Origin of the sequence: Vibrio sp. 947 (genome assembly GCF_033339115.1) — a bacterium.
GTDB classification, from domain to species: domain Bacteria; phylum Pseudomonadota; class Gammaproteobacteria; order Enterobacterales; family Vibrionaceae; genus Vibrio; species Vibrio alginolyticus.
Genome location: NZ_JAWOTX010000029.1, coordinates 20,797 through 37,701 on the forward strand (window position 1 = coordinate 20,797; position 16,905 = coordinate 37,701).

The following is a 16,905-nucleotide window of genomic DNA, read 5'->3' on the forward strand; positions in this document are numbered from 1 at the left end:
TACATTTCCTTTAAATAGTAATTGTTATAGTTCGATCTTTTGTACGTTCGTGTTTTTTAAGCACAGAACCAATACCTAACTGCCCCTGCTGTTTCGATAAACAAGCTTGTGGTAGCAAACTATGTTTGGTGGTGAGCTGCCACTTCAGTTGTTTATGTTTTCCAATCAACTCATAAGCAGCGTTCTTAATGATTGCTATATTGGGTTGGTTAGGAAGCAATTTACTAACTAGCTGTTTATCTTTTGGCAGAAATTCTATTGTTGTCCCCGCGTTGATATTCCATGCTTTCGAACCCAAAGAAGCTCCTACACCAAGTTGAGCAAACTGCCCTTCAGGCATAGTTCGGGATGCAAGGCGTGTTTGCTCTTCTTTCGTAAGGTGTAACCATTGTCCTTGAAATTCATGAACTTTTACTTGGCATCCAGATAAACATTCAAGAATACTTTTCAGTCCACCTTTACTTCTCACTGGTGAAGCAAACACACCACCATAGTGCCGGGACAGTGAACTCCCTTTCCCAGTTAATGCCGATTTACAGCTTTCTAACGGCGAACGCGCGCCCTGCGCATGCGCACGAGACTGAACAGTCAGCTGACTCAGTTGCCAACATCGATAATAAAGAGATAATAAGCGATGATTGAAAATATCGTAGAAGTCCACCATAGCCGTATCGCCTTCTTTTTGGCGATGTAAAGCTAATTCACTATAGTGCTGGGGAAGCACACCTTGCTCACCCGTTAGGCCTATTAAATTGGTCTCAACCTCTAACTTGCTGTCATCTATATTTTTCAGTTCACAAAGCTGAGCATTTTCAAAACCTAATGATGGATTAACCTTTAAGTTTAGCTTTTCATGCTTCGGTAACGCATCTGTTCCTATTTGCGCCTCTGCTTGCAGGACTTCGTGTTCAATAAGATGAATCGCTTCAAACAATGGATGTTGCTTTAATTCTCGATAAAATTGTTCCGCGCTCATAGCAACACCTTATCGCCAGTTAATGCGGGCCATAGGTGGAAAGACTTTCCCGTGGACTTAAGTCTTATTTCCAACTGCGTAAAAATGTTAATTTCAGCATATTGCGAGAAGTAAACAGATAAAACACTACCTAAGAGAAAGATCTGCTCTTTAGGTAAAATTTGATCAGAAACCGTCAAAATAATTTTTATACCGTGCGCAAATCCAACTTTACCTTTCTGACTAATTCTTCCTGTAGTAGGCTCAAACTCTAACTTAGTTAAAGCATCGATTACCGCTTTCGTTTCTGCTGTCCCAGAAAATGCATAGAGATTAAGGGTCTGCTTCAAAGTTGCTAAACCATCTTCCTCGGTAAAATGGTTTAAAGTTAAAAGCTTAGTTAACTGCCATCGTGTGCTTTCATCCATTTCTGGCCGAATAGTTTCTGATAAAGAAACTAAACAACGAACAGATTCGAAATTGTCATTTATCTCCGGTAAAGATACTTGCGGCAGCCCACCTCCAAATGGAAGTTTCTGCGCTAAGTTGCGGTTACAGCACTCAGCTTCCACGTACATTAACCAGTTTTCCCGGCTATCCGGGCTGAACAATTGATGTTTTTTATCAACAAAAGAAATGTAAGTTTCTCTACCGGGCTCATCATACCCACCAGCCCAGTTCTTATCCTCACGTCTCATCAACCAATAAATCTCACTAGTGTTCGTATAATGCGTGTGCTCACCAGCGTGATAACATGGCAAATTGTGGTACGTTTTGTTCCAGTTTCTCAACGTTACGTCAGAAATTGAGACAACCTCATTACTTTCAGCTTCTTGGTATTGTGGAGACAAGTGGTAATCGTATTCAGTTGGTAGAATACGCTTAGGCTCCATAATACTTTTAAATAAGTTGATCACAGGCACACAGCCTACCATTAAGCTTTCTTCGTCCACTTGCTTTGGAAGCCAGTCATCGTTGGTATCAAAGTAAAAATACAGTTCGACTTGCTCTCCAAGATCTAGCTCAGATAATCCAAGTTCGGTGATATCAAAGAACATAAACTTCTCAGGAAAGTGCAAATACTCAACAAGTAATCTTGCTCCTGAAAAGCTTCTTTTACTGTATGGCACAACTTTCTCATCTTCTGAAAATCCCACTTCAGAAAGATGTCTTTTGGTTAAAGGACGAACTTCTTTGCCATCCACAACAACAGATAAACCAATTAGGTTTTGAAACAGCATTTGGTAGAGCTTAAAAGTCAATTGAGATTGACCGTTTAAATAGAAGCGCAGCCGTTCTACCCCCATTTCACCAAGAGGAGTCTCTTCATCTTGAGCCGTGAGCTGTACTTTCAAAACTGAATGAGCATTGCTTTCCCATCGTGAGCCAACTGGCTTGAAAGGCGCATTTTTAAAAACGCCAGAGGTCACATCAACAGGATACATTCTGACCGGATAACAAGTTCTAAACTCGCACTCATGATATCCAGGAGCACCGACAACAACTCGCTCGCCTTCTTCTACATCAAAATAAGAGGAAGTGGAGTTAGAACAGCTCATTTTAATGACTGACATTGACGGGATTGGGGCGTGAAAATCCGGATATAACTGTCCCATCAAAGACTCTGTAAACTGAGGGTAACTATTGTCTAAGCTTTGTCTAATCCTTGCTGTTAGAAATGCGCAGCCTTCTAACAATCTTTCTACGTGTGGATCGTCAACCTGCTCCTCACTAATACGAAGTCTCGCAGCGATCTTAGGATACTGCTCCCCAAATTCTTGCCCTTTGTGACGCAAATAAGCTAACTCGCGATTATAGTACTTGAGAAACTCTTCACTCATTTTGCTCTACTCAGTTTCATACCTAAATTTACCGGCTCTACTTCAGAATTGAATCGCACTTCATGAATACTGTTATCAATTAAGCAAGTGGCATTTATCTGTAACCTCAATACCCTATCAATAGCGTTTTTCTCGTCTGAAATCTGGACATGAGGGTTCCTTAACCTTGGCTCAAACTCTTTAATTGCATCATGAACAATGTCGCAAAGCTGATTCTGCCCTTCTTGGCTGCTATAGGGCATTGAGGAAAAATCTGGCAGTCCATAATTCAATATTGAATAACGAACCTCTAGAAGGTCATCAGGAATATTTTTCCATCCAATACGACTATTCAGCATCGACTCTAGATCTCTAAGTAAGCTGCTCAACATCTGTTGCTGGCTTGCAGGGAAGTCTTTCTCATCTCGAGTGAGAGGATCACTATCTATCAATTTGTCGAGCAGAGAAACGGTTAACGACATGATATTTCTACGCTATTTGTTTCTGTTCTAATAATGTAGTCAAATCACAGATTGGAAGCGCTGAGTCACCGACTAACCAACATTTTTGACCCAAGCCAACAAAAGATTCTTGCTCACCAATCTGCTTCCAATCCGTTTCTCGACCTAACTTTTGCGCATCGGTCTCTGAGTCAACATATGTCAACGGCATATGGCCTTCGCCTTCACCAAGTCCATCGATATCAAACTCGACAGGTCGCCAAATACTCTCTAACAAAGAAGTAGGTGCTTTAACTTCTAGCGTATGGATGCTCGATATGGGTACAAGAAAATAGTTACCTGCTGTAGAAAACAGTTCAATGTAACCACCTAAACGATCATCAATATCTCTAGCATCTTCGTAGTTTGTGCCGTTTACGTTAAACCCTTTAATAGTACGATGCTCTTCAATGCGATGCGATAGACGTGACGCTTCTTCGTACTCTTGATTTCCGAGAGCAAGATTAAATCGAACAAGCTCTTTAGTTAATTCCTCATCACCTAATACTTTGGCACTAGCCGCACCATTGATAAAATCCTTTCTAGCTTGAGCTGCTTTCACTAAATGTCGTAGCTGACTTGCACCAGGCAGATACTCAGGAAACAATTTAATAGATTGCATGAGCTGAGCGTCCGCACGCTCGAAGTCCCCATCAATGCAAAGAAGCTCAATGAAGGAACTTCTCAAGCTCGCATCTTTAGGGGTTGCTTTAATTTCATCAATTAATTGCTCTAGAGCGTGTTGCAATAGGCCTTGGGACAAAGCATTTTTCCATTGAGTCATTGTTATTTCCTTACACCATGTGCTCTGGTGATAATTCGGTAATTAATTTAATGCTAGATACCATTTGATCGAGTTGAAAATGCGGTCGCAAATGGATAACTGAGTAATAATGTCCAGGAGTTTCTCTTTTCTCTCGAACTGTAATTTTTGCTTCATTTAGGGGGTATTTAGCCCGAAGCTCATCCGACGCTTCATCTGATGCGGTAGTGTACTGGTGTAACCAGCGTTGAAAGTCACGCTCTAGGCTTTCCGCGTCTTGATACCCACCAATTTTGTCACGCCCCATAACCTTGAGATAATGTGCGACTCGCGATACACACAATGTGTATTGCAACATCGATGTCAGTTTTGCATTCGTTGAAATATGCTTTTCTGCGTATTGTTTGGGCTTGTAGAGAGATACATTCGAGGTCATCCCTACCATATCAGTCTCAGGTATTGGAGAAATAGAAATAAAACCGCACTCAGACAATTCTTGTTCTTTTCTCTCAGAGATTTTCAAGTTTAACGGACATCTTTCACGATCATTCTTGCCGTTAACACGCATCTTGCTCCTTGTAGGAGCGACGATAATGCCCTGACTGTAATCGCCTTGTTTAATCCCTCGCATATGCGTGAACCAACCATGTTCCTGAAATGCTCTAATTGATACGGCAGCAAAACAGTACGCACTACTCCCCCATAGCAAATCTCGGTTGGAGTCGTAGATGTGTTCTTGAAAATTGAATTTATCATTCCGCGAGCCATCACTTTTGTATGGCTGACGGAACAAGACGTTAGGTGCAGTCAAACCAATAAATTTAGCGTCATCGTTATCTCTCAAACTACGCCACTTTGCATAATCTTCCTGTTCAAATTGGGCTGCTATATCTCTTATCGCAGAGAGTTGAGCGAAACTATCAACACCAAACATCTCTGGCGATGCAGACATGATAAATGGGCTGAATGCTGCAGCTGCAGACTGAGAGATCTTACTCAACACAGACAGATCTCTATCAAAATAATTTTTACTAGGATCACAGCGAAGCTGATAATCTCCAACCACCACACCAAAGGGTTCTCCCCCTGCCATGCCATATTCATTTTGATAGAGCAACTTAAATAGTGCTGATTGGTCAAACTCGATGGCTTTTAAAGCATCTTTACTGATTTCATTCCATGTCGCCGTTAAAACCTTAACTTTTACAGAGTCCGATGAACGAGAATCAACCTGTTCACATAAATACCTAACTCCAACCCACCCCCTTTCGAGCTGTTGAAACTCAGGATGATGTAATATTTCATTTAGTTGAGATTCTAATAGCTCATCAATGCGGTTAATTGTGTTCATCACACTATGACGAAAGCTGTCCAAATCTCTTGAACGTGTACCTTCTAGCCAAATTCGCGCTGACGCTACAAGATCAGAAGATTCATTGAATCGAGTCAACCACGGGCTATCAAGTTCAGCATAGCCTCCGGTACTGAACTCATGTTTTAGCTTGCTAGGGTCGCGAAAGTTAAGTGACACTGCTAATTCCATCTAGAACATAAAGATTGGTCATGGCTGGCCTTTCGACCAGCCAATTCATTTCTTATCCACCTGACTGAGGGATCTTTGCCACAAGTCGCAAAGATGTGGTCAGTTCTTCCATTTGTAACCAAGGCTTCAGCCATGCTACGGCATTGTAAGAACCAGGTGCGCCAGGAATTTCCTTAACCTGAACACGAGCGTCTGCTAGAGGGTATTTCGCTCTGATCTCTTGACCACCGCCTTCAGAAGCATTGACGTAACCTAGGATCCAGCGGTTCAGCCAAGACTCAACGTCTTCTGCTTCCATAAAGCTACCAATTTTATCTCGGGCCATTACTTTCAAATAATGCGCAAAACGAGATGTTGCCATCATATAAGGTAGGCGGGCAGAAATGGCCGCATTGGCCGTTGCTTCAGGGGATTCATGGTTCGCTGGTTTTTGACAGGTTTGCGCACCAAAGAACACTGCATAGTTGGTGTTTTTGTAGTGACAAAGCGGTAAGAAACCAAGCTTACCAAGCTCCGCCTCACGTCTGTCGGTAATACCAATCTCTGTTGGGCACTTCATATCAGGGTCGCCATCATCACTCATGAAGAAATGCGTTGGCAAGTTATCCACTCGACCGCCGCCTTCTGCACCACGGATGGCAGTACAAAATCCATATTTTGAAAATGCGTCGGTTAACTTAACACCAAGAACATACGAAGAGTTCATCCAACAGTAGTCGTTATGTTCAGCGTTAACAGCAATACCTGAAACAGGATCTACTTCGAACTCTTCAAACCCAAACTCTTCGACTGGAGCGGTAGCTTGTCCGTATGGCAAACGAGCAAGGACTTTTGGCATCGTCAGACTAACGAAGCGCGAATCGGCACTCTCGCGGAACGAACGCCATTGGGCGTATTCTAGTGATTCAAATACCTTATCTAGGTCGCGTGGTTTTGACAACTCAGTCCACTCATCAAAGCCGAATAGTGCTGGTGAAGCTGCGGACAAGAATGGAGAGAAGCCAGAAGCCGCTACATTTGACATTAGGCGTAACGACTCAATATCTTCTGGGTGGTTGGTAAACTCATAGTCTCCAATCAATGCACCATACGGTTCACCACCAGCACTACCAAACTCAGACTCGTAAACCTTTTTAAAGATCTGGCTTTGATCAAACTCAACAGCTTTGCTCAAGTCTTTATGTAGCTCTTTCTTGGTCATGCTCATCATGCGAACTTTCAGAGTAGAGCTGGTCTCTGAATTCATCACTAGATAATTTAAGCCGCGCCAAGAACCTTCGAGTTTCTGTAATTCTGGGTGATGCATTACTTCAGACAACTGATCAGAAATCTGCCTATCGAGCAAATTAATCGCTTCACGAAAAGTTACTGTTAGGTTTTTGTTCCAAGTAACTGTCCCTTTCATTGCTTCTTCAGCGAGCGTTTTAATCAGCTCCTCAGCACGAGAAGCTTCGGTCTGCTTAGTCGCACCAATAGCTTGATCTAAGAATGAAGTTGTCTGTTCATTAACAGTTGGATCTAACTGTTTTTCAGCTTCAGTCGTCATTATTCCGCTCCTTCAGTACTGTCTGACTTCGCTTTCTTGCCAAGATCTAACTCGCCTGCAAGTCTTGCCAGATTGTCTGTATTGTTCAAAACATCCTCTAGGATATTTTCAAGCTCTTCTGAGCGGTCAACTTTTGTCATCAAATCACGCAGTTTATTACGCGTTTCCATCAATTGGCGTAGTGGATCAACTTGATTTACGATCGCAGCAGGCTCAAAGTCTTGCATTGATTTAAAGTTTAAATCGACCTCAAACTGTGAATCGTCATTCGCAAGCTTATTCGCAACTTTAAACTTCACCGATGGATTCATTTTTTTGAGTACATCGTCAAAGTTATCTCGATCGATCTGAATAAAACGGCGGTCTTTTAATGGCTTCAACGCTTCTGTGTTTTGACCAGCGAAGTCACCCATTACACCTACAACAAAAGGCAGTTCTTTCTTAAGAGTCGTACCTTCAGTTTCAACATCATAGGTAATGTGGACACGAGGCTTCCGTACTCGTGATAGTTTCGAGTGGATACTCGTCATACCATTCTCCCTTTATTAATTTTCATTTTGTTCTGCTATGCCAACCAAACGGAAGTAGCTTTTCTTTGCATCCCCGTCGGAGATAAGTTCCGCCAGTAACTCCGGCAGAGGCATCCCACACCAACGAATAATCTGTTCGATGGAGTAAGAAACTGGTGAGTGAGGTTCACTCTCTCGGAAGAAATCAGCTACTTGCTGCAATTGTCTAATTGCCTGCTCTCGTGATTTCATGTTTGTCGCTAATAATGCATCACAACTTTGTGAACTTAACGGTTGTTCAGAAGAAGATTCATCAAGATCCTCTAGCTCTTCAAACACGGCTTGTGGTTGATTGAAACGATCTCCTAGAAGGTGCTTTAATGCCGAGTGTATTGATTCAAGTCTTTTTGATATATAAGAGCTAGGAGTCACATCACCGGCCGCTTCGTCTAATCGCTGACTGAATTCATTAAATGATTCTGTAGCGAACTCCAAATCCGTGATTAATTCTTGATAAAACGTATCAGAAGTCGACTTAACCGTAGTTATAATTTCAGATAACTCAACAGCCCCAAGCTCGACTCGATTTCGGCGCTTATCTTCGTCTAAGCGCTCAAGCTCTATAGCTTGCTGATATTCCCAATAGGCATAAGCTTGCTCCACGCCTAAGTCAGTCAATGGTATACAAGCAATTGGAAAAATAAGTGTTCCTTCACTATCGATACCATTGAGGCCAATAATCGCCGATATTCTTGTCTCAATACCATCTTCATCAGGCATTGGGTACAGATCATCCCAAAAGTTCTCAATTAAACTGGTTGCGAGTTTGTAGCCAACGCCCATACCACGAAAACCATACAATCGAGTTAGGGCTTCTATAAGCCAGGCAACAAATTCCAAATCTTTAGACTGATTCGTGAGTATTTCTGGGACATCTTCAATAAATACTCGCCATAAATTACTGTGGGTATAGATACTTTCTTCTTCTATAAGAGCATTACGTTCAGCGTTGCGGGCGGCCATACGCTGATCTTTCAACCGATAGTAAGCAGACTGTGGTGATACATCCTCTCTAGGATCAACACCTGTAGGATTTTCTTGAGATATAGGAGCCAACGCTTGTTCATACCAATCAAACATTTCATTACTCATAAGCTCTCCCTCTTAGAAAGACAGGTATTGTCGCGTCTTCTCTAGTTACTGTTTCGCACTCCGTTTGCGCTTGGCGAACTTTGATCAAAGCACAAGTTACGTTATCACTTGCGCCCCGAACCAAAGCCGAATGCATGAGCGCTAATCCAGCTTGGTTGACTGAGTCTGCATACAATGTCCGATGAATTTCATCACTCGTAAGTTCCTTAGAGAGTCCATCGCTACAGAGTAGAAACTGATCGCCGTCAGCCAACTGCCCTGAAACTTGATCAATAGTGACACTTTCGTCGACCCCAACAGCTCTGGTAATAACATTTGCAAGAGGGTGAGATTCGGCATCTTCAAATGCCAATAAGCCCTGATCCACTAAGTCCATGACTTGACTATGATCACGTGTTTTTTGGACAAAATTACCACTTCTAAGCTGGTAAATTCGGCTATCCCCCACCCAAAGGCAGTGGTAATACCCATCCTGAATAAACAACAAAACAAGTGTTGTTCCCATCGTTTTACCGTCTAAGTGATTTTGTGCGTATTGGTAAATTTCTAAGTTCGCTTCTTGAACCACTCTTCGGATATCATCGATATTAGTATTGGAGACATCCTGCATGTGGCGCGCGACTCTATCCACTAGCATCTGGCTTGCTATATCGCCAGCACTGTGTCCACCCATTCCATCGGCAACCACCCAAATATGCTGCTCTGTCATATCCAACAGAGCATCCTCGTTATAAGGGCGTACTTTTCCTGCGTGCGATTTAGCAAAGGTAAAATAGTTCCAATTCATTCTTCTATCCTACCAATTCCACTTTTTCCAGCCGCCATCAAGCATGGCTGAAAACTGACCAATTGAAGGAAATCCACTAGTAATGAACATGCATGGTTCAACCTTCGTTGAACCTTCAGTCCACCAAAAACATGGTTTACTCAATTTTTCTTTAATGAGGTAATTCAAAAGCGTATTTTGATCAGTATTGCCGTGATCATGAAAAACTGTAGATATTTGGCTTTGATAAAGAAACTCTAGAGGCCTCACTTCACTTGTTACATTCGCAACGAGGTCATTTTTTTCTTGAGTACTCTTATGCCAAACATCAAAGACAAAGTCGTCCTCAAGTACTGAAAGAGCAAGAGCGGCACTGTCCTCTGTCCAAGCTCTGTCACCCCAATATTGCGCAGCTTCACCTTTTACGGCACGAGCTATAGTAAAGAAAAAGTATCTACCGCATGCATCAACACTAGGAATCATGCTACCAATGTAGGTTGAGTCTTCTAAATAGCTAATATCCAAAGCAAAGTGCCACACAGGAGCCGTTAAAAAGTGCTCATTCCAGCTTTCACCCAGTTGTTCCCTGCTGACTGCAATAACCGCCTGTTGCCAATCATGCCAACGCTCCGAGAAATCTTGTGATAAACCATCTTTCACAAAGTCCCCTTTTGCGGGCATTTTACCGATATAGCCCCAGCCTGATGTTATAAGGTTCGTGGACATCTGAACCTCTCCATTTCATTTGACCAAAAAGGATTAATGGCACTAGAAGGAATAAGCTCTAGCTGCACCTTATTTCCCTTTAAATCAATCATAACTATATTGTCTTTACGCGATTCTGGCCTTGCTTTAAGTGATTGATCCAAAAGCTTGAATATGCCCCACTCACCTTCATAGGTATGCGCAATTTCGCGTTTAGATTCAGGTGGTGTGAACACAATTCGAGTCTGATCTTGACCGGCAGGCCAACTCAACGATTTAGCTCTTGCTGGTCCATGCTTATAAACCAAATCTTGTCCACCCAACTCTAAGACAAATCGAGTAATGTGCTGGTCTAGATAAACAGGCTTCATCCCAAACTCTACGCGTAAGGAATTATCAGATTCAAAGAAAGACTGCCTGATACGTTGCGCTCTTTGAAAGACCATTAGTGTTTCTGGGCGAACTCCAATTTCCTTTTCTAATCGCCAACGACTTTTCGAAGTATCCACAAACGGTTCGAGGTATTCTTGGAAGAATGCGTCAAGCGTACCTCCATAACCAAAGAATCGCTTAAAGTCTTTCAATCTAACTTCTCTGCTCGCGTTGGGCTCGAATGGATATCTGCCAGCAATAGTCCGCTGATAAGGGCGGACCACTTGTGTTACCCAAAGTTGATTTAGATGATCCTTCGAACCGCTCTCCGCAAACTTAACCGACTCTTGAGAAAGCTCACCTAGCCATTGATTAAATGGTCTCGGCAAAAGTTCTTTAGCACGAGCAAAGGAAGCTGCGACATCTTGTGTAACGGTTCCATCTAAAATACTTTTGTAGGCAATTTTCTGATTGTTACCAGAGCTTGATAAGTCACTTAAATACGAACGCAAGTTAACCATTGCTTGTTGAATATCATCAAAGTCTTGCTCACCAACGCGTAAGATCTCTGAAAAATGCGATTCGACTTCTTTACCTGGCAGAGCAACATTGAAACCGTTTTCTTCAGGTAAATACATGTCTAGTCTATCTGCCGTATTTGAAAACTTAACTTTGGCAACTTTACCAGCAACTTCAGAAGCGGCTTTTTGATTTTCTGACAATGATACTTTTGATAGAGCAACCTCTTTTTGGATTGCTCTCAACAAAGATTCGATTGGTCTTTCAACTCCAGATAAAACCCTCGCTTGCTCTGTCGCAAGTTCTAGGCTCGGAGCCTGCTTCAATTGAATATCTTCGATCAACGTTTTCCATTCATTAACATAATCTTGATAGTATCGAGACTGAACGCCTTGGATGGCACTATCTTGATCAATTTCATGAGCCTTAAGATCGTCACCATAAACCCAGTTCTCTTCCATTAGGCTTTTTACTGTACGGTTGATCTGAATCTGAAAAATGCTATGAAAACCATTGTACGTGTAGAAACCCGAAATGCCTTGTGATAGCGGTTTTCCACTAGCTCGCTCGAACTGCTCAAGCCCTTTAGGTCCCAATACATCAGTCAAGCGAAATGAAGGTACATGACTCTTAGAAAATTGTATTTTCATTCGCTGATAAGCACGTTCAGGTAGAGACATTTGAGTCAACACTTCTCGAGCACTCGTCACGGCAGCAGTGTTGTAAGTAAAGCCTTGTCCATCGTTGCCTAATAAATATTGAGTGTGCTGTAGCAAACGTCTTCTTAAGTCTGCGTTTAGCTCACCCGGATATTGACGTTCGAAATAAAAGTTAAACCAAGCCAACACTTCATCTTGTTGATATTTGTCTGGATTGAATAACATCAAATACGTTTTTAACGTTTCGTACAAATACTCACGATGCTGTTGATTGCTCTCCATTTCTGACACCAAGCTATCAAGAAGCAGAGGGGCGTAATATTGGGTCAAAGCATCAGAATATGCATTGTTTGCCGCCTGAGACACTTTGTCTCCTTGATAGAGACCAAACCTCTTTACAGAGTCGGCATCACCGTAGTCGCTTTGCTTTCCGAGAGGAAGCGTCATCAACCTATCTAATGTTTCTACAGCTGAAACAATATCCGCTTCAAAATCTAAACTTTGAGCGCCAATCATTGCATCAATATGGCTCGCTTGTTCATTGGTATCGACAATTAACTGTGAGTTCCACTTATAACTCATAAACCAAAGCGCAGAAGCTCCTAGCAGTAGCGTTGTACATCCAATGTAAACACCTCGACGCATCCAACCTGACTGCTTTTGATAGTGACGATTAACTGTTCCTAACAGTTGCTCTTTGAAAATAACCTTGTCAAAAAGATTCTTTACGAAATAACTATGAGAACCAGTCTGACTCTTTGCTAGAGCTAAACGATTTAACCCAAGTCCATTGGTTGATTCATTCATCAGCTTATCGACTGGTAAGCCTTCTTGAACCGAACTCAACATAAACACACCACGAATCAAGGCAGGCTCTTCAAAACTGTTTTGTGCAAAAATTTCAGCTAAAAACTCGTCAAGATTAGCTTGTAGCACTCTTAATTGCTTTGGAAATTCAAAGATAAGCGCGCGTTTATCTAAATCGTCCTCTGTTTCAAGTATTCTAAGCATACGGGCATCAAGGCGCTCCAACATGCCATGAAATTCTTTGTTGAATAGAGAAATAACGCCTCTTTCATCATCCACTTCACGAGGGAACATGAAACCAAATAATTCCTCTCGCTCTTCCTTACTTAAATCGGCAAAAAACTCATTGAAACCGGCAACTAAATCCATTTTGGTGAGCAATACGTAAATCGGAAACTGCATGCCTAACTGGTTTTTCAGTTCTTGAAGTCTCGACTTAATTGCTCGAGCATGAAGACTTCGCTCGGTTCGAGTCTGAGACATCACGCTGGCTAAACTTATCGTAACAATCGCACCATTAATTGGTCTTTGCGTTCTATACTTTTTCAACAATCCTAAGAAACCATGCCACGCTTTAGAGTCGACCTTTTCTTGACTGTCTTGTGTCGTATACCGGCCAGCCGTATCTATAAGAACTGCTTTATTTGCAAACCACCAATCACAGTGGCGAGTGCCACCTACACCGGCAATAGAGTCAGAGCCAAGGCTGTCTCCTAATGGAAACTCTAACCCCGACTGCTTTAATACGGTTGTTTTCCCCGTTCCAGGAGGGCCAATCAACACATACCACGGTAAGTCATACAAGCTTCTCTTGCCTTTGTGTGTTTTCGTCACTACTTTGACAGCTTGCTCAATACGCTCGCGCATTAAGTCAATTTCACTTGCCGCTTCTTTATCTGATAGGCTATCAACCTCAAGCAACGTTTGAATACTTTCGTCTTCTTTCACCTTTTGCTTATGCTGCTTGGTAACGTTAAATATCGCCCAAAGCAACACCAACACTAGAATAGTGACTAGCCGTTGAAAGTCACTCTTTAGGGGCTCATATCCCGCTATCGCAATAAGTGGACCAACAACCCAAATGAAAATAGAACAAGCAGCGACACCTATAAGACCGAGAAACCATCTTTGAGTAAATATTCTGCCAATTTCTTTAATACGCATCTCTATCTACCTATTATTAATTCGCGACAAGAAGGTCGATTTCAATCCGGCGGTTAATAGCTCGGTTTTCATCACTACTGTTTTCAACTAATGGTCTTGCATCCCCCAATCCCTCGGGTATCACTCGCCCTTCTAATGCACTATTCGAGATCAGTTGTTCAGACATAGCAGTGGCTCGAGCTAATGATAGGTGCCAGTTCGAGGGATATTTACTCGTGAAAATAGGCCTATCGTCGGTGTGACCAGTAACAATGATCTTGCCTTGGGTCGACTCCAATGTTCTCGCAAGCTTAGAAATAACGGGTTGGATGTAAGCGACAACATCAGCACTACCTGATTCAAATAGATCTTGAGACTTTAACGAAATTCTTACCCTGTCTTGCAGCGGCTCAACATTGATTAGCCCCTTACCGATCTCAGTTGCTAGATACATTGAAATCTTTTCTGCAATTGGCGCTGATTTTGATTCTGACGTTGCATCTTGGTTAAGTTGTTGCGGTTGAATCAAATTGACTAATTGAGAAAAGGTGCGATTGGATGCCTTATTTAGCTCATAACTAAAATACATATATATGCAGACCAATAGTGCCGCCGTTACAGAACATACAACCCAAAGAGGAGCTCTATCAGAAGCCTTTGAGCCATTCAAAATGTGTTGGTCGATACTATTGCTTAGTTCCTGAGGGACTCCTCTCCCATAAGTCTTAAGAGTAGCAATAACCTGTCTTCTCAATTTCCGGTGCGATTCCAGTCCATTTTTTTCTAAACGGTATTGACCCAGAAACCCGAGAGATAAGCACACATACATTAGTTCAAGCAAATCTAAGTTCACATCTGGTTTCGCCATGCACTTATCAAGATGCTTAAAGAACGCTTCCCCACCTTGACTGCTAGCATAGAAGGAGCTAAGTAATGAATCGTGACTCCAGAATGAATTCCCACCCCAATTGGTGTTAAGGACAACTTCATCTAGTGAACAGCATAAACAATAACGAGCTGTATCAATGGTATCCAAATCAACGTCATGCTGACGTAATCGGTTCTCATAATCTCTAAGCTTTTGTGCCAATGTCTCTTTTAGAAACAACGGATCGGAATGAGTCGCTGTCGAGCGAATTTGACCGATAATAGATAACAGGCCATTCGCCTCTGCTAGTAGAGAGTTATTCCCATAAGCGACCACTGAATCATTGTTCACCAATTCAGGACTTTTTGAGATAACTACGGTATTATCCACAGACTTTTCTGATTGTGGTTTCGATGCGGGTGCTCTTCCACCCGGTGTTGGTTTTACTATCGTTTGTTCCATACAGAGCGCGCCTATTGATTAATACTCCAAAGCTCAAGTTCAGCATTCGGAAAATGCCCTGATAGGTGAAGCGCAATACCGCCACTATCTTTTAGCCTCATCCAAAATGGCCCTTTCTTGACAACTTCGAAATAAACATAGCCCGTTTGGTAAGGAATCTGTCTCGGGACGACACTCAACGGCACTACGTTTATACCGTTGATCTGATTATTAATTAGATCGCGAATCTGTTCTGCCGGGCCAAACTTGAGTTGCGCTGGGACCAGGCGTCTTATTTCATCTGTTGTGGTGTCTGCTTTAATTGCTAGCACAAATTGGCATGACTCAAGCAAGCGTTTATCTGGAAGCGGCGTCACTTGAATACCGTATTGGCGAGGCTCCAACGGAAGTTTGGTCGCAGTTTGGTCAAGGACAACACTGAGGTACTGACTGAGTATCTGATTCAACTCGCTATAGACACTTGATACATCTAAGTGATCATACGCAAGCAAACTTGGGACTCTTTTAGTTTTATTAGAAAAAGTGGCTAACTCACCAATGTAACCTTTAAGTGTCGTCGCTAATTCCAGTGGATGTAACCTATCTAACTCACTGAAATGCTTTAACTTCGCCTCATATCGGTTCAGCATTTGGAGCATGATGAAATCAACAGCAGATGCCGATGCAGATTTACCCTTAATCAAGCGCTGTGCAATAACGTCAGCACGCATCTTTGTCATCGCGATAACGTTACGTAGATAAGCTGACATAACTTTGTCGCTAAGGAGGTTGATAAGCGGAGGAACGTACTCATCGTCTAGTATAACTTCCCCTTCAGGAGTTACCTCTTTGATCCTTAAGATAGGTAACTCCACATAACCCGCTAATTTGTCATTACTCGCTTTCAACTCTAGGTTAAGGGCTGCAACTTGGATGGTTTCTTCATCTTGTCCTGTAAGGTTATCTATCACGTCGATATCTTGAAGTACATAACGAGAGACGATCGATTCGCTTACATCCGAAACGTTTTTACCTGTAACACTTGAAAGAGGGAGAGTTATTTTTACTAACGTATTTTCAGTGTTTTTATCAATAAGTAGAGGCGAAACTGAATCGTTGGATATTAACGTATTAACCAACGTCATATCTGGCAAAACAGCTTCAAGATGCTCAAGTTCAATAAGACCATCTTTTAGCGCGTGTTTTTTTACTCGACATTTCCAAACTCCCCAATTGTAAGCCCCACCTAACTGATGTAAGCCCTTGAATTCTTGAGAGGTTGCGCGTTCTTGTTGTTGGAAGTGCTGGGGACGTAAAAACATTCCTTCGCACCAAGCCGTCTTGGAGTATTGCGTCATTTATAATTAGCCAACTAAACGTTATTTAACGACCAAAGACAGATCTTCTAACAATACTTGATATGTGTTGTAACCGGTCTTATCCACTTTAATGACTTGTCGCCAATTTGAGTTTTCAATATCTCGAAACGCTACGACAATGCCTAAATATTCTGTCTTTGGAGACATACTTGCTTGATATGTTTCTTTCTGACCTGGAGTTAATGAAACTTCATATTTATTCACTAAATCAGGTCCTAAGACTTTTTCACTTTCTTCATAAATAGAAAAAAAGTCCTGGCTTTCTAAAATGGTATTTGACGTTAATTCAAATACATACACCACTACAGGAGAAGGCCTGCCGTTTGAATCAGGATTAATGTTATGACTTGCTGCTATTTCTAAATCTGAGTATGGATCAACAACTAGGTTCGCTGCTGAGCACCCAAATAAAGCTATTGAAATTAATAACAAAATATATTGGTAAAACTTTTTCATCA

Annotated in this window: 14 protein-coding genes; all 14 read right to left on the reverse strand. The window is 42.0% G+C overall.

Going from position 1 to position 16,905, the window contains the following annotated elements; all coding sequences use genetic code 11:
• Nucleotides 1-10: 10 nt before the first annotated feature.
• Genes tssG through tssJ form a run of 14 tightly spaced genes read right to left on the reverse strand, consistent with a single transcriptional unit; the run spans nucleotide 11 to nucleotide 16,903 of the window.
• Nucleotides 11-976 carry a type VI secretion system baseplate subunit TssG gene (tssG, locus tag R7Q39_RS24900; RefSeq protein WP_064369229.1) on the reverse strand — a complete coding sequence of 322 codons (966 nt, stop codon included), beginning with the start codon at nucleotides 974-976 and terminating at the stop codon, nucleotides 11-13.
• On the reverse strand, nucleotides 973-2,796 hold the full coding sequence (tssF, locus tag R7Q39_RS24905) for a type VI secretion system baseplate subunit TssF (protein WP_064369228.1): 1,824 nt from the start codon (nucleotides 2,794-2,796) through the stop codon (nucleotides 973-975). Before tssF ends, tssG begins: the two co-directional genes overlap by 4 nt.
• On the reverse strand, nucleotides 2,793-3,257 hold the full coding sequence (gene tssE, locus R7Q39_RS24910; RefSeq protein ID WP_017635621.1) for a type VI secretion system baseplate subunit TssE: 465 nt from the start codon (nucleotides 3,255-3,257) through the stop codon (nucleotides 2,793-2,795). Before tssE ends, tssF begins: the two co-directional genes overlap by 4 nt.
• Before the next feature lie 7 nt (nucleotides 3,258-3,264).
• Nucleotides 3,265-4,059 (reverse strand): type VI secretion system accessory protein TagJ, encoded by a 795-nt coding sequence (locus R7Q39_RS24915; protein ID WP_017635622.1) that lies wholly within the window; start codon nucleotides 4,057-4,059, stop codon nucleotides 3,265-3,267.
• 10 nt (nucleotides 4,060-4,069) lie between these two features.
• Complete coding sequence (tssC, locus tag R7Q39_RS24920) at nucleotides 4,070-5,581, reverse strand: type VI secretion system contractile sheath large subunit (RefSeq protein ID WP_064369227.1); 1,512 nt, start codon at nucleotides 5,579-5,581, stop codon at nucleotides 4,070-4,072.
• A gap of 52 nt (nucleotides 5,582-5,633) precedes the next feature.
• Nucleotides 5,634-7,127, reverse strand: a complete 1,494-nt coding sequence (gene tssC, locus R7Q39_RS24925; protein WP_005375950.1) for a type VI secretion system contractile sheath large subunit — start codon at nucleotides 7,125-7,127, stop codon at nucleotides 5,634-5,636.
• Complete coding sequence (tssB, locus tag R7Q39_RS24930) at nucleotides 7,127-7,657, reverse strand: type VI secretion system contractile sheath small subunit (RefSeq protein WP_005375949.1); 531 nt, start codon at nucleotides 7,655-7,657, stop codon at nucleotides 7,127-7,129. The genes tssC (R7Q39_RS24925) and tssB overlap by 1 nt, the downstream gene beginning before the upstream one ends.
• A gap of 15 nt (nucleotides 7,658-7,672) precedes the next feature.
• A complete protein-coding gene (tssA, locus tag R7Q39_RS24935; RefSeq protein ID WP_054701384.1) occupies nucleotides 7,673-8,788 on the reverse strand; it encodes a type VI secretion system protein TssA in 1,116 nt (371 codons plus the stop codon).
• Nucleotides 8,781-9,575: a PP2C family protein-serine/threonine phosphatase gene (locus R7Q39_RS24940; RefSeq protein WP_005375947.1), complete on the reverse strand. Its 795-nt coding sequence runs from the start codon at nucleotides 9,573-9,575 to the stop codon at nucleotides 8,781-8,783. The genes tssA and R7Q39_RS24940 overlap by 8 nt, the downstream gene beginning before the upstream one ends.
• Nucleotides 9,576-9,584: 9 nt before the next feature.
• Nucleotides 9,585-10,280, reverse strand: a complete 696-nt coding sequence (gene tagF, locus R7Q39_RS24945; RefSeq protein WP_005387528.1) for a type VI secretion system-associated protein TagF — start codon at nucleotides 10,278-10,280, stop codon at nucleotides 9,585-9,587.
• Nucleotides 10,262-13,780: a type VI secretion system membrane subunit TssM gene (gene tssM, locus R7Q39_RS24950; protein ID WP_318076999.1), complete on the reverse strand. Its 3,519-nt coding sequence runs from the start codon at nucleotides 13,778-13,780 to the stop codon at nucleotides 10,262-10,264. Before tssM ends, tagF begins: the two co-directional genes overlap by 19 nt.
• 16 nt (nucleotides 13,781-13,796) lie before the next feature.
• Nucleotides 13,797-15,089: a type VI secretion system protein TssL, long form gene (tssL, locus tag R7Q39_RS24955; protein ID WP_005375939.1), complete on the reverse strand. Its 1,293-nt coding sequence runs from the start codon at nucleotides 15,087-15,089 to the stop codon at nucleotides 13,797-13,799.
• Between the two features lie 11 nt (nucleotides 15,090-15,100).
• Nucleotides 15,101-16,426 carry a type VI secretion system baseplate subunit TssK gene (tssK, locus tag R7Q39_RS24960; RefSeq protein ID WP_080276943.1) on the reverse strand — a complete coding sequence of 442 codons (1,326 nt, stop codon included), beginning with the start codon at nucleotides 16,424-16,426 and terminating at the stop codon, nucleotides 15,101-15,103.
• 21 nt (nucleotides 16,427-16,447) lie between these two features.
• Nucleotides 16,448-16,903 (reverse strand): type VI secretion system lipoprotein TssJ, encoded by a 456-nt coding sequence (tssJ, locus tag R7Q39_RS24965; RefSeq protein WP_318077000.1) that lies wholly within the window; start codon nucleotides 16,901-16,903, stop codon nucleotides 16,448-16,450.
• Between the last annotated feature and the right edge of the window lie 2 nt (nucleotides 16,904-16,905).

Excerpts from the sequence above, each read along its gene's own strand:
- tssG (WP_064369229.1), bottom strand. The coding sequence starts at position 976 with ATGAGCGCGGAACAATTTTATCGAGAATTAAAGCAACATCCATTGTTT.
- tssF (WP_064369228.1), bottom strand. The coding sequence starts at position 2,796 with ATGAGTGAAGAGTTTCTCAAGTACTATAATCGCGAGTTAGCTTATTTG.
- tssE (WP_017635621.1), bottom strand. The coding sequence starts at position 3,257 with ATGTCGTTAACCGTTTCTCTGCTCGACAAATTGATAGATAGTGATCCT.
- R7Q39_RS24915 (WP_017635622.1), bottom strand. The coding sequence starts at position 4,059 with ATGACTCAATGGAAAAATGCTTTGTCCCAAGGCCTATTGCAACACGCT.
- tssC (WP_064369227.1), bottom strand. The coding sequence starts at position 5,581 with ATGGAATTAGCAGTGTCACTTAACTTTCGCGACCCTAGCAAGCTAAAA.
- tssC (WP_005375950.1), bottom strand. The coding sequence starts at position 7,127 with ATGACGACTGAAGCTGAAAAACAGTTAGATCCAACTGTTAATGAACAG.
- tssB (WP_005375949.1), bottom strand. The coding sequence starts at position 7,657 with ATGACGAGTATCCACTCGAAACTATCACGAGTACGGAAGCCTCGTGTC.
- tssA (WP_054701384.1), bottom strand. The coding sequence starts at position 8,788 with ATGAGTAATGAAATGTTTGATTGGTATGAACAAGCGTTGGCTCCTATA.
- R7Q39_RS24940 (WP_005375947.1), bottom strand. The coding sequence starts at position 9,575 with ATGAATTGGAACTATTTTACCTTTGCTAAATCGCACGCAGGAAAAGTA.
- tagF (WP_005387528.1), bottom strand. The coding sequence starts at position 10,280 with ATGTCCACGAACCTTATAACATCAGGCTGGGGCTATATCGGTAAAATG.
- tssM (WP_318076999.1), bottom strand. The coding sequence starts at position 13,780 with ATGCGTATTAAAGAAATTGGCAGAATATTTACTCAAAGATGGTTTCTC.
- tssL (WP_005375939.1), bottom strand. The coding sequence starts at position 15,089 with ATGGAACAAACGATAGTAAAACCAACACCGGGTGGAAGAGCACCCGCA.
- tssK (WP_080276943.1), bottom strand. The coding sequence starts at position 16,426 with ATGACGCAATACTCCAAGACGGCTTGGTGCGAAGGAATGTTTTTACGT.
- tssJ (WP_318077000.1), bottom strand. The coding sequence starts at position 16,903 with ATGAAAAAGTTTTACCAATATATTTTGTTATTAATTTCAATAGCTTTA.